The organism is Desulfofundulus luciae, assembly GCF_030813795.1.
GTDB classification, from domain to species: Bacteria; Bacillota; Desulfotomaculia; order Desulfotomaculales; family Desulfovirgulaceae; genus Desulfofundulus; species Desulfofundulus luciae.
In genome coordinates, this window is the sequence record NZ_JAUSUX010000010.1 from 92,876 (window position 1) to 106,546 (window position 13,671).

Annotated in this window: 11 protein-coding genes; all 11 read left to right on the forward strand. The window is 49.7% G+C overall.

What is annotated here, in order from left to right; all coding sequences use genetic code 11:
• Positions 1–38: 38 nt before the first annotated feature.
• The 11 genes from J2Z49_RS07845 (at position 39) to J2Z49_RS07895 (ending at position 13,567) form a co-directional block, all read left to right on the forward strand.
• Positions 39–1,724 carry an ABC transporter substrate-binding protein gene (locus J2Z49_RS07845; protein WP_307401715.1) on the forward strand — a complete coding sequence of 562 codons (1,686 nt, stop codon included), beginning with the start codon at positions 39–41 and terminating at the stop codon, positions 1,722–1,724.
• A 295-nt stretch (positions 1,725–2,019) separates the two neighbouring features.
• Entirely contained in the window at positions 2,020–3,042 is a 1,023-nt protein-coding gene (locus J2Z49_RS07850) for an ABC transporter permease (protein ID WP_307401717.1), read from the forward strand.
• Positions 3,042–3,959: an ABC transporter permease gene (locus J2Z49_RS07855; protein WP_307401720.1), complete on the forward strand. Its 918-nt coding sequence runs from the start codon at positions 3,042–3,044 to the stop codon at positions 3,957–3,959. Before J2Z49_RS07850 ends, J2Z49_RS07855 begins: the two co-directional genes overlap by 1 nt.
• Complete coding sequence (locus J2Z49_RS07860; RefSeq protein WP_307401722.1) at positions 3,952–4,926, forward strand: ABC transporter ATP-binding protein; 975 nt, start codon at positions 3,952–3,954, stop codon at positions 4,924–4,926. The genes J2Z49_RS07855 and J2Z49_RS07860 overlap by 8 nt, the downstream gene beginning before the upstream one ends.
• Before the next feature lie 14 nt (positions 4,927–4,940).
• Positions 4,941–5,936, forward strand: coding sequence for an ABC transporter ATP-binding protein (locus tag J2Z49_RS07865; RefSeq protein ID WP_307401725.1), 996 nt, complete (start codon positions 4,941–4,943; stop codon positions 5,934–5,936).
• Positions 5,937–6,009: 73 nt separating this feature from the next.
• Positions 6,010–6,795, forward strand: a complete 786-nt coding sequence (locus J2Z49_RS07870) for an aspartate/glutamate racemase family protein (protein ID WP_307401727.1) — start codon at positions 6,010–6,012, stop codon at positions 6,793–6,795.
• A 127-nt stretch (positions 6,796–6,922) separates the two neighbouring features.
• Positions 6,923–8,014 (forward strand): M24 family metallopeptidase, encoded by a 1,092-nt coding sequence (locus J2Z49_RS07875; RefSeq protein ID WP_307401730.1) that lies wholly within the window; start codon positions 6,923–6,925, stop codon positions 8,012–8,014.
• 28 nt (positions 8,015–8,042) lie between these two features.
• On the forward strand, positions 8,043–8,393 hold the full coding sequence (locus tag J2Z49_RS07880; protein WP_307401732.1) for a cupin domain-containing protein: 351 nt from the start codon (positions 8,043–8,045) through the stop codon (positions 8,391–8,393).
• 18 nt (positions 8,394–8,411) lie between these two features.
• Positions 8,412–10,466, forward strand: a complete 2,055-nt coding sequence (locus J2Z49_RS07885) for a hydantoinase/oxoprolinase family protein (protein WP_307401733.1) — start codon at positions 8,412–8,414, stop codon at positions 10,464–10,466.
• Between the two features lie 4 nt (positions 10,467–10,470).
• The gene (locus tag J2Z49_RS07890) at positions 10,471–12,213 is read left to right on the forward strand and encodes a hydantoinase B/oxoprolinase family protein (protein ID WP_307401735.1); all 1,743 of its coding nucleotides are present in this window, start codon (positions 10,471–10,473) and stop codon (positions 12,211–12,213) included.
• Positions 12,214–12,334: 121 nt separating this feature from the next.
• Positions 12,335–13,567: a PucR family transcriptional regulator gene (locus J2Z49_RS07895; RefSeq protein WP_307401738.1), complete on the forward strand. Its 1,233-nt coding sequence runs from the start codon at positions 12,335–12,337 to the stop codon at positions 13,565–13,567.
• Positions 13,568–13,671 lie beyond the last annotated feature (104 nt).

Genomic DNA, 13,671 nt, shown 5'->3' on the forward strand with positions numbered 1-13,671 from the left:
CTATTAAAGATTTTATAAAACCAGGAGGAGAACTTTCAATGAAAAATTGGGCCAGGTTAAGAAAAAAACTGGTAATACCGGGCATACTGGTACTTCTGGTTGCCATGCTGTTGGCTGGCTGTGGCGGTGGTAAGACCGGAAGTCAAAAAGGTGCTCCCGACAGCCAGCAGAGTGCCCGGGAGAAGATCATTAGAATCTCGGAGGCCAACGTACCCAATATTGATCCGGGAGTGGGGTCCGACTACGCCAGTTCTATTGCACTGGCCAATCTTTACGATACGCTGGTCTTTCCCAGCCATGATGGTACGTTAAAACCCTGGCTGGCTACTGATTGGAAAACCAGTAGCGATGGTCTTACATGGACCTTCAATTTAAGACATGGTGTGAAATTCCACAATGGGGACGAACTGACGGCGGAAGACGTGGTTTTCTCCATGCAAAGAATGCTTACCCTGGGTGAAGGTTACGGTTATCTCTTCACCGACGTCGTGAAAGAAGTCAAGGCCCTGGATAATTACACGGTACAATTCACTTTGAAAAAGACATTTGGCCCGTTCCTTTCCACCCTGGTGAGGCTGTACATCTTAAATAAAGATCAAGTAATGGCCAATATCAAGCCCGGTCCTTACGGGAAGATGGGCGACTATGGTAAGGACTGGCTAATTACCAATGATGCCGGTAGCGGCCCCTATATGGTCAAAGAGCTGAAGAAACAGGAGCACCTTTATGCCGTCAAATTTGATCATTACTGGGGCGGGTGGGATCAGGACGCACCGGATTCGTTTAAGATTATTGGCACCACTTCACCATCGACAATCCGTACGCTTATGACCCGCAGGGAATTGGAAATAACAGACCAGTGGCAAACTAAAGAAGCCCTGGAAGCCCTGGATCGGATTCCCGGTGTAGGCGTTAATGCCGCTTTTACCGGTACCATACTGAATATCATGTTCAACACTAAAAAGGCGCCAACCGATGATGTGCATTTCCGGAAGGCCCTGGCCTATGCATTTGACTACGACACCGTGGTTGATAAGCTGTTTCCTGGTTCCAGGAAGGCAAAAGGGCCGGTTTCCTCCGTTCTGCCCGGATTCAATCCCAACCTGACGCCATATGAACGGAATCTGGAGAAGGCCAGGGCAGAATTAGCCAAGTCAAAATATGCCAGCAGGCTGGATGAATATCCTGTTGAACTGGCATGGGTAGCAGAGGTTCCTGATGAAGAAAAAATTGCCCTGCTCTTACAGTCAAACGCAGCAGAACTGGGGATAAAGGTTAACGTAGTCAAGGTTCCCTGGCTGTCATTTGTGGATCAGGTAGCGAAGCCTGAGAATACGCCTAATGCCAGCACCGTATTTGTTTCCCCGCATTACAGTGAGGCCGGTTCCATCCTGGAATCACGCTACCACTCCAAATCCACCGGAACCTGGGAGCAGTGTGAGTGGTTAAAGAATGCCGAGATAGACGCCGCCATTGAGGATGCCATCAGCACTCTGGACACCAACAAGCGCTTTGAAAAATACAGGGCTATTCAGGAAAAAATTGTAGACCTGGCCCCAACTATTTGGGCATTTGACCAGGCCGAGAAAAGAGCTTATCAGGAAGAATATGTAGTATGGCCGGCGGCCGATTTAATCAAGCAGGGTAAACCGGTCACTTCTGTGATGGGCTACATGTTTTATTTCCGCGAATTCAAGGTATACCCCAACAAGGTTCCTAAATAAATTAAATCAAGCTTTGAAGCCAGATAAATTGTGCCTGTTTATTGTTGCAAGTTGATTCTGTTGCTAACGGGTGGTGGCGCCCCTTAGCTATCTGGATGGGGAGGGCCACCACACCATTTGTATTATTGATTGATGGCTGTAGCCAGCATTTTCAATCCATTGCCTGCCCGGGAAAAACTTGAAGCAAAATTTTGGTTGGAAGTACTCATCAAGGACTTCAGGTTCATTATGCATGCTTACACTGGATTGACATAATCTCGGTCACGGATATTGTACTGCCGTTAGGGGGTAATTTATGAAATTGCACTCATATCTTTTGAGAAGGCTCTTACTTTCCATTTTTGTGCTGGTCGGGCTTTCGATTGTAATTTTCATTATTGCCCGCGTCGTGCCCGGCGATCCGGCTAGAATGGCTTTGGGGCCGAGAGCACCCCAGTTTGCGGTGGATGCGTTGCGGGAGGAAATGCACCTGGATAAACCCCTGGTAGCTCAATACTATTACTGGATTAAAGGGGTTGCCACCGGTGACCTGGGCAGGTCACTGGTAACCAAACGCGGGGTACTGGAAGATATCATGGAATTTCTTCCGGCAACCATGGAACTGGTCATGGTATCGGCCATATTTGTGATTGTCTTTTCCATATTGTTCGGCACCCTGGCGGCCAGGTACAAAGATAAATGGGTAGATAGCGTGATCAGGATTATGGCGTATACGGGGGTTGCCGTGCCGTCATTCGTGCTGGCCGTGTTATTCGTGCTCATATTTGGCTATCTCTGGCCGGTGATACCTGCTCTGGGCCGTCTTAGTGCCGGAGTGCAACCACCCGTATCCATTACAGGCTTGCTCACTATTGACAGCCTGCTCACCGGTGACTTTCCGGTTTTTTGGGATGCTCTCAAACACCTGTTCCTGCCGGCACTGGCCCTGGCTATCGGTCCTATATTTCAGGAAGCCCGGATTATCAGATCTGCCATGACCGACAACATGGGGAAAGACTACGTGGCGGCGGCGGTGGGATACGGAATTCCAAACCACATCATTATGGGTAAATATCTATTGAAACCATCCCTGATACCGGCTGTTTCCGTAATGGGCCTGGATATCGCTTCCTTGATGGGGAATGCCTTTCTGGTCGAAGTAATCTTCAACTGGCCGGGGATTTCCCGCTATGGCATGGAGGCCATGCTTCGAAAGGATCTAAATGCTATTTCGGCGGTAATTATCGTATTTGGCTTAATCTTTGTCCTGGTAAATATACTGGTGGACCTTATAGTTGCTTATCTCGATCCACGCATCAGGCTGGGAGGAAAACTTTGATGAATGTCAACTTGCAACCCGCTTCAGATATAAATGTTCCATCTTTTGCAGCCAGGTTTAAAGAGGGGTTTAGAAAAAAATGGTATAAGTTTTCTCGTAATAAATTATCTGTGGCTGGCCTGGTAATCGTGCTGGCCATTGTAATGGCGGCTGTTCTGGCACCTTATATTACTCCTTACCCGGAACATGCCGGAAAATTCGTAGACTATGGCAATGCCAGCCTTGCTCCTTCCGCCACCCACCTGTTTGGAACCGACATTTTCGGGCGTGATATCCTGTCCAGGATCATCTTTGCCTTCCGGGGGGCGTTGTTAATGGCGGTACTGGTGCTGGCCATTGCTGTTCCGGTTGGTGTTTTTTTAGGTTTGCTGGCCGGCTATTACAAGGGAAGTTTACTGGATACCATCATAATGCGCGTCACCGACATTTTCCTGTCGGTACCTCCCCTGTTGCTGGCCCTGGCTATTGCCGCAGTTTTAGAGCCGAACCTCACCAATGCCATGATTGCCATTACGGTCATGTGGTGGCCGTGGTACACCCGGCTGGTTTATGGCATGGCTACTTCCCTGCGCAACGAATACTTTGTAACGGCAGCCGAACTAATTGGGGCCAGCAAGTTCCACATCCTTTTTCGCGAGATCCTGCCCAACTGCCTTTCTCCAATTTTTACCAAGATGGCCCTGGATGTGGGCTGGGTGATTTTAATCGGGGCAGCTTTGAGCTTTGTCGGTTTGGGCGAACAGCCACCCACCCCGGCTCTGGGCCAGATGGTCTCCGATGGAACCCGGTACATGCCCGATCTCTGGTGGATGACTGTCTTCCCATCCCTGGCCATCGCAGTAATGATTTTAGGTTTCAACCTGCTGGGTGACGGAGTCCGGGATATGCTGGCCAAGGGGGAACATGACCATGAGTAACCCTGTTTTAGAAATTAAGAACCTTCATGTTTGGTACCGCACTTATGGCGGTTACTCCAGGGTCCTGGATGGCGTAAACCTGCACGTATACAAAGGTGAAAAAGTGGGACTGGTGGGTGAAGCCGGTTGTGGAAAGACGACTACCATGCGATCAGTATTAAGAATACTTCCCGAGGGACAGGCGCACATACCTGAAGGTCAGATCCTGTACCATGGAAATGACATACTTAAAATGAAACCCCGGGAACTCCAGCAGGTGCGTACCAGAGGCATTTCCATGATTTTTCAGGAACCGGCGGCTGCACTAAATCCGGTTTTTACCGTGGGGACCCAAATGTTTGATGTGATCAAATATTCCGGCTTGAGCAAAGAAGAGAGCAGGAAGGATAACATTAAAAGGCTGGCCATTCAGGCAATAAAGGAGGTGTATATTCCTGATCCCGAGCGGATCCTGAACTGCTACCCGAACCAGTTGAGCGGGGGAATGAAACAGCGAATTTGTATAGCCATGGCCATAGTTACAGCCCGTGAATTACTGATTGCAGATGAACCGGGAACCTCCCTGGATGTAACTATTCAGGACCAGGTGCACAGGCTCCTGAGGGGGCTGGTTGAAAAGAAAGGAATGTCTTTGATTATGATCACCCACTCCCTTGGAGTCGCTCGTGAGTTAACAGACCGCATTTACGTCATGTATGCCGGGAATATTGTCGAAGTGGCCCGGACCAGCGTTCTCTTTGCCAACCCCCTTCACCCTTATACCCTTGGCCTGCTGTCGTCCGTGCCCAGGCTTACGGGCGGCGGTGTGGCCGAAGGCATCTATGGTCGTATACCCGATTACCTGCGCCCTCCCGGTGGGTGCCGTTTTCACCCTCGCTGTCCCCGGGCTGTACAGAGGTGCAGGGAAGAAAAGCCCCTTCTCAGAGACCTGGGAGACGGCCACCAGGTAGCCTGTTTTCAGGTATAAGGAGATGAGAAATCATGAATGCACCCATCATGACCATTAACAATTTGAAAATGTACTTTCCGGTGCAAAAATCAAAAGGTAAGCCCGTTTATGTGAAGGCCGTGGACGGGGTTGACTTAACCATCCACAGAGGGGAAATCATGGGCCTGGTGGGAGAATCGGGTTCGGGTAAAAGTACCCTGGCCTACACGGTCATGGGCATGTATAAGCCTACCGGTGGACAGATCATTTTTCAGGGCCGGGATATCAGTATGAGTAGTGACAAACGCCCTCTTTCCTTAAAAAAAGATTTGCAGATAGTTTTCCAGGACCCCGGTTCTTCCTTGAACCCGTCTCATAACATCCGTCAAATTCTGGAGCTGCCCTTGCGGGTACATAAGATTGTCAAGAGAGAAGAGATGGAGAGGAAGATCACGCAAATCCTGCAGATGGTGGAGTTATCGCCTAATTACATGTATAAGTCTCCTGCTTCCATGGGCGGCGGGGAAAGACAGATGGTATCCATTGCCCGTGCCCTCGCTACCGATCCCACGTTCATAATTCTGGACGAACCAACCTCTGCCCTGGATGTTTCCATTCAGGCTAAAATAATTAATATGCTTTTAAAATTACAGCAGGAAAAGCAACTAACTTATTTATTTATTACCCATGATTTAAGCTTGATGCGAAACATTGCCACAAGGGTGGCCATTATGTACCTGGGGAAAATTTGCGAAATGGCCGATACCGTTGAATTCTTTAGAAATCCCCTTCACCCCTATACCAGAATGCTTCTTTCCTCTATTCCGGTGGTTTCCGAAGAGGAGGAGGCACTGAAGCCTAAAAAGGTCATCTCTACCGGTGAGATACCTTCTCCGGTAAATGTGCCGCCCGGCTGCAGCTTCCACCTCCGGTGTCCGGAAAAGACTGAGTTGTGTTTCCGGGAAGACCCCGTAATGTTGGAGGTGTCTCCCGGTCACCTGGTGCGCTGTCATGCTTATCAAAAGACTGCCGGTGTTAACGTTGCTTGAAGGTAGTGAGATTTTTCTAGATTTTATCTGGTTTGCATTACCGGGAAACTAATTTTTGGAGGGAATTTAATCCGTGAGTAAGAAACGAATCCTGTTTATTAATCCTGTTGGCCACAATAATTGGGATAGTGCGATAAAAGATTACCTGGAAGAGGCCAGGAGCGAATCCACAATAGTGGACGTTATCTCTCTCCAAAAAGGTCCCCACCACCTGGAGTATCACTACTACGAGGCTTTAATTGGAGTGGATTTGCTTAACACCATTAAATGGGCTGAAAAGGACGGTTACGACGCGGCAGTGATTGGATGCTTCTATGATCCTTTCCTGGAGGAGGCCCGTGAGATTTGCGAACGGATGGTAGTAACGGCCCCGGCCGAGTCCTCTCTACAACTGGCCAGTGTGCTGGGTGATTCCTTTTCGATTATTGTGGGCAGGAAAAAGTGGATTCCTGCCATGCGGCGCAATGTTTTGAAATACGGCTACGGCGAAAAACTGGCCTCATTCCGGTCCCTGGAACTGGGGGTGCTGGATTTTCACGCCGATGAATACCGTACCAGAAACCGGCTGGTGGAGGAAGCACGAAAGGCCGTGGAAGAGGATAGGGCGGAAACGATTGTTTTAGGTTGCACCATGCAGTTTGGTTTCTACAGGGAACTCCAGGAAATGGTGGGAGTACCCGTTATTGATGTGGTGCTGGCACCATTCAAACATGCCGAGTTTTTGGTTGACTTAAGAGACCGTTTCGGGTGGGTGACCAGTAAGGTGGGGGGCTATGAAACTCCACCCGCCCGTGAGATAAGGGAGTGGCGGCTGGATGAGCAGTACGCCATGGCAGGGCTCTGGAGCGAAAAGAAGTAGATCGTTTTTTTACACTTCAGCATTAAGCGTTAAAGAGATCCTGGCCCGGTGTTAGTTTGGTTTGCAGCCGGGTGGTGTACTGATTATAGAAGCGTCTGAGTTCCTTCCCGTGAAGGGAGGTTTGAATATGGATGTATTTTCGAAAAGGGTGGCCAGGGTACAGCAATTAATGGGCCGGAAAGGCATTGACTACCTGGTTCTGGCTCCCACCGCCAATATGTTTTACCTGACGGGGTTGAAAACAGTAGCCGATGAACGCCTTCAGGTTACCGTATTGCCGGCGGAAGGTCCCTTAACGTTGGTTTTGCCTGAGATGTATAAAGAATATGCCGCCAAGATCCATGGGCATTACCGCTTGCTTACCTGGCCCGATCACCAGGACCCGGTGGAACTGGTCATGGCGGCGGTAACCACAAAACAAGGGCGGGTTGCGGTAGATGAAAAAATGTGGGCGGGCCATTTCTTGAGCATTATGCGGGCTTTCTCCGGCTTTCAATTCGTGGCCGCCCGGGATGTCATGTCAGAGGTGCGTGTTTGCAAAGACGAAACAGAGCTGGCCCTGCTGGAGCAGGCAGGAAAGCTAGCGGACCGGGTAATGGGTGAAGTGCTGAAAGAAATCAGGGAAGGTGTTACGGAGAAAGAACTGGCCCTATTTATTGAGAACACCATTAAGGCGTTGGGCGCTGAAGATATTTCCTTTAAGCCCATTGTAGCTTCAGGCCCTAACGGTTCTTTGCCGCATCACATCACCGGCGATCGAAAACTGCAAAAGGGTGATTTTATCGTCCTGGATTTCGGTGCGGTGGTGGGGGGGTACTGTTCGGATATTACCCGTACATTTTGCCTGGGTAAGGCCACCCCGGAGGGAAAAGAGGTTTACCGCTTGGTGCAGGAGGCCAATGAGCTGGGCTTTCAGTCGGCCAGGGAAGGTGTTCCCTGCGGGGATGTAGACAGGGCTGCCCGGGGCTTAATCTCCCGTGCAGGCTACGGGGACTACTTCATTCACCGGACCGGTCACGGCATTGGCCTGGATTGTCATGAGGATCCCTACCTGGTTGAAGGAAACACCACTCCCCTCCGGCAGGGAATGGTTTTTAGCGTGGAACCGGGGATCTACCTGCCCGGAAAACTGGGCGTGCGCATTGAAGATATTGTGGCCGTAACCAGTGACGGTCCGATCCGCTTGAATAATTTTTCCAGGGAACTGCTCGAAATATAAGGTCTGTCCATTGAAAGGAGGTGTCGTGTTGAAGGTTGTAAAGAAGGAGCAGTTTTGCGCTGCCGTTAGTGAAAGTTGCCCGTTGAAACTCTTGATTTCCGGAAGGGAGCACGGCGCAAAAAACTGCCAGGTGGGAATGGCAGTGTTGAAACCGGGTCAAAGGTTGCCGGCATCAGGCTATTCCTGGCACGCCTCCGAGGAGGTTTCCTATATCCTTGCCGGGAAAATCCGGGTGGATACTGATACCGGTAGTGAAATAGTGGAAGAGGGAGATCTGGTGTTTATGCCCGGAAACAAGCCCCATGCCAGCACCAATATATCCCAGGGGGAAGCAAAAATTTTGTGGTTTGTTACCCCGCACACAGTACCCGAAAACTAGAGGCCTGGAGGGTTGTTCATGAGTCTAAGAATAGCAATCGACATTGGAGGAACCTTCACCGACTTTGTATGCTTGAATGAAGAAACCGGTCAGGTAATTGATGAAAAAGCCCACACGACTCCGGAAAACTTTGCTAACGGGGTAATCAATGCCATTGAGAAAACCGGTATTGATTTAGCGCAAACCGTATACTTTGTACATGGTACCACCGTGGTAATTAATGCCGTTACGGAGAGAAAAGGGGCCAAAACGGCTCTGGTCACCACTAAAGGGTTCAGGGACGTATTGGAAATCGGCAGGGCCAACCGGCCTGATTTATATAATTACTTTTATAAAAAGCCCCGTCCTTTTGTTCCCAGACACCTGCGGTTTGAGGTGGACGAGCGCCTTAACTATAAAGGCGAGGTGCTGAAAAGTGTATCGGAAGAAGAAGTGGTGGAAATAGCCAAAAAGATCAAGAAAGAAGGCGTTGCAGCGGTAGCAGTGTGCCTTTTACATTCCTATGCCAATCCGGAACACGAGCGGCTGGTCGGCCGTATTCTGGCCAGGGAATTGCCAGGGGTGGAGATCACCATTTCGTCAGATTTAATTAAGGAATGGCGCGAGTATGAGCGGACCAGTACAACCGTACTCAATGCCTATGTAAAACCGGCGGCCACCAGGTACCTTGATACCCTGCAGGAACGTTTGGAAGAAATGGGGCTCAAGGTAGAACCCCACGCCATGCTTTCCAACGGGGGAACGGCCACTTTTGCCCGGTCCAAGGAAGTGCCCATCACCCTGATCGAGTCGGGACCAGTAGGAGGAGTAATCGGTGCTGCCGCCCTGGGCAAAATTATTGGCGAGGACAATTTAATTACTTTTGATATTGGGGGTACCACGGCCAAGACCTCCTTGATCAGCAGGGGCGAGGTCAAGATTACCACCGATTACAAGCTGGAATGGACTCCCAAATTTGCCGGGTATCCGGTAAAAACTCCCATTGTGGACATTATCGAGATTGGCGCCGGCGGGGGAAGCATCGCCTGGATAGACGATGTAGGGGTGCTGAAAGTGGGGCCCCAGAGCGCCGGAGCGGACCCCGGCCCGGTCTGTTACGGTCTGGGTGGAACAGAGCCCACATTAACCGATGCCAATTTAATTGCCGGTCGGATTGATCCCAACAGCTTCCTCGGTGGCGAGTTTAAAGTCAGCCTCGACCTGGCCCGGAAGGCCATGGAACCCATTGCCAGACACTTTGGTATAAGCATTGAGGAAGCTGCGCTGGGTGTGATTAAAACAGCCAATAACAATATGCTGAACGCCTTAAAGCTCATCTCCGTGCGCAGGGGTTATGATCCCAGGGACTTTGTTATGGTGGCCATGGGCGGAAACGGGGCGGTTCACGGCCCGTTCCTGGCTGCCGAGTTAAAGGTAGGCAAGCTCATTGTTCCAAATATGCCCGCTACCTTCTCAGCCTGGGGAATGTTGATGACCGACCTGAGGCAGGATTTCATTCAAACCCAGATTATGCCTGTGATCGGATGCGACCTGGGTAGAGTGAACGCTATTTACCAGGAAATGGAACAAGAGGCTCTGGCCGTTTATGAAAAGCAGGGTATATCCCCAGAGGACATTGTGTTTGTCAGGACTGCCGATTTGCGCTATATTGGCCAGGAACACACAGTCAGGACCCCGGTTGGTAACGGCATTATTCGAGAAGAAGACCTGATTACCATCAGGAAGGCCTTTGATCGCAACCATCATCAGCAATACACCTTTAGCCTGGATTATGCTCCGGCCGAGTTTGTCAATTTCAACTTGACCGCTTTTGGAATGGTTAAAAAGCCGGAGATAAAGAAAATGCCTCCTGCCGGTTCCTTGCATGATGCCCTTAAAGGAGAAAGGGTTATCGACTTTGATGAGCACGGCCGGTTGATGAGCAAGGTATACGCCAGGGGCATGCTGGGGCCGGGTCATAAAATCCAGGGGCCGGCTGCCATAGAAGAACCCAAGTCGGTAACCATCCTTTACCCCGGTCAAACGCTGGAAGTAGACGATTACGGCAACCTGATCATTTATACGGGGGTGTAGACTTATGGCAAAAGTAGATCCATTCACCAGGGAGAATATTGCTCAGGGTTTGATTGCGGCAGCGGAAGAAATGTTTCTGACCTGGGGCCGTACCAGCCAGAGTACCATCATCTACGAAGTGCTTGACTATGCCTGTGGTCTGACCGATGCCCGAGGAAATCTCATCGCCCAGGCCAACGGGGTGACCGGTTTTTTGGGAGCAATTACCTATTCGGTGATCTCAACGCTGGAAAAGTTTGGCCTGGAGAATTTGAAGCCGGGGGATATCATTCTTACCAATGATCCCTTTACCGGCAGCGGCACCCACCTGTGCGACGTATCAGCTGTTTTACCCATTTTTTACGACGGGGAACTGGTGGCGTTTGCTGCCAATAAAGGGCACTGGAATGAAATTGGCGGCAAAAACCTGGGCAGCTGGTCTACAAATGCCACCGAGATCTATCAGGAGGGCTTGCAATTCCCGGTAATTAAAATTTATGAGGAAGGAAAATTAAACGAGGCAGTCAGGGATATGATTGCTGCCAATTGTCGTACTCCCGACATGACTCTGGGCGATTTATATGCTCAGACGGCTTCCCTGCGTATCGCAGAAAAAAGGGTGCTTGAGCTGTTTGACAAGTATGGTAAAGACGCTGTCATGGAAAGTATAGAGACATTGCTGGAGAACGGCAGAAAGCTGGCTCTTAAAGAGCTGGCTAAAATGCCCAAGGGCACCTTTGAAGCGGAAAGCTATATTGATGCCAATGCCAACGGTCTGGGTGATGTTTATATCAAAGTTAAGGTAACCATTACAGATGACAATTTTGTGGTGGACTTAACGGAGTCGGGGGACCAGATTGCCGCTCCCATCAACTGTACCAGATTTGGGGCCTACTCTGCCGGAAGAATTATTTACCATGCCCTGCTGAATCCAGACGCCGAGCCCAACGAAGGTTTTTATTCCCCGTTAAAAGTAATTGTGCGTGAAGGCAGCGTTTTTGCCGCCGTGCGACCGGCCCCGGTTTCCACCAACTGGGAGGCTTTGTCTCATATTACAGACCTGGTGGCGAAGGCGCTGGCCCCGGTGATACCGGAGAGAATAACGGCCGGTCACTTTTTAAGCATTATCGGTACCATCCTGGCCGGAATCGAAGATGATACCGGGCAACCCTTTGTCCTGTGTGAACCCCAGGCCGGAGGATGGGGTGCCGGATACAACAAAGACGGTGAAAACGGTCTGGTAGCCATCGCCGATGGAGAAACGTATATGATTCCTGTTGAGGTTGCGGAGTACAAGTATCCCATTATAGTCGAACAATATGCTTTTAATCTCAGTACCGGTGCCGGTAAATTTAGAGGTGGTTGCGGGTTGATCAGGGATTACCGCTTGCTCAACTCGAATGCCGAATTGACAACTATTGTCAGCAGACACAGGATTCCACCTTGGGGATTTGCCGGAGGAAAGGATGGCTCGCCCAATGTGGTGGAAATCCATCCTGCAGATGGTTCAGAACCCATTATAGGTGCCACTTTCTCCAATTATCCCATGCGTAAAGGTGATTTAGTAAGATTTATTAGCGGTTGTGGCGGTGGTTATGGAGATCCCCTGGCGCGTCCGGTGGAAAAAGTATGGCAGGACGTCAAAGACGAATACATTACCATTGAAACGGCAGCCAGGGAATACGGTGTGATCATCGATCCGGTGACATTGGAAATTGACCGGGGGAAAACAGAGAAACTGCGGGAAGAAATGAGCAGGCAGAATTAAAGGGTATGAGGTGCGGCCACCGGTGCCGCACTTATTGTTTTTAACTTTTCTATCCCATGGGGAGGGGTTAAACTTATAAATCAAGAATTAATAAATAAGAGGCGGACAGGAGTGAAATCAAATGAAGGGTATAACTGTCAACGAGGCCCTGGAGCTGTTAAAAGGCCACGGTGTCATACTTAAAGCGGGGCGTAACGGTTTAGCCAAAATTATTGAAACAGTAAGCGTGCTGGAAGTAACCCGCTATCAAGATTGGGTACGCGGGGGGGAGCTTTTCCTGACTACACTGGGTGCTTTCCCAACCAGGGAGCAGGTTTATGATCTCATAAGGGACTTGAGCAGAGCAGGTGTGACCGCCCTGGCAGTGCACCCGGGCCATAACCTGGAAGTAGCCATGGATGATTATGCCTATCAGCTTGCGGAAGAAATGAATCTTCCCGTCCTTGTCCTGCCCAGAAGCATACCCTATAGCACCGTATTTTCCGTTGTCATGGGTGCTATACTTAACAAGCAAAAGCTTTTGCTTGAAAAGTCGTTGCAGATAAATACTTATTTGACGGATATCCTTTTGACCGGAGGGGGCTTTGAAAAAATAGCCCTATCATTACAGAAAATAACAAACAAGCCGGTTATGATTACCGATAGTACTTTGAATGTTTTGGCCCTGGTAGGCAATAATAAAATTTCGGCTGGCAATTTTACCCAGGAGGCCCTGAGTGTTTTGAGACAGCTGCATTCATCTATTTCTACTGATGAGGGGTCCCTTCAGGAAGGAAACCTGGGAGTCAGGACATACCATAGGCCGACCTCTATCCCTAATGTGCAGTTGTTATTAACCAGGGTGGCGGTCGGCCAGGAGCTATACGGGTATGTGGTTACCCTGGCAGGCGGCAGTACGGATCAGGAGTTCGATGTATCAACCGTGGCCTTGACTCATGCTGCCACAGCAATTGCTCTGGAGGAATCGAAGCGAAGGGCAATCAAAAGAGCGGAAGAGAAGTTAACCATGGAGTTTTGGGAAGACTTACTTAACAGGCATTATGATTCTGAAGAAATCATTATCCAGCGTGCTCAACACCTGGGTTTTGAACTAAAGGGGAAACGGGCGGTTATGGTTGTGGCTATTGACCGCTTTGAAGATTACTATTTGGAAGAAGGGGAGGTTCTTTTTCAGGAACTCAAGAACCGGTTATGCAAAATCGTGGAAGTATCTGCCATGTCCCGGAGTAAAAAAAGCATTGTCATTCCTAAAAGCGACGGTATAATCGTTTTGCCGCATATAGCCGGGGAAGTTAGGCTCAAGTTTGAAACTTTAGCGCCCCATACATTTCCAACGAAGCTGGAAACCCAGTAAAATCAAGGGTCTTAGTTAGCGGAATACTTAAAAATTGCGAAAGTGTAGTGCCACGTCTGTAAATATTTAGTTTTTCTAACCTGCCTTAACATGGTATAATATCT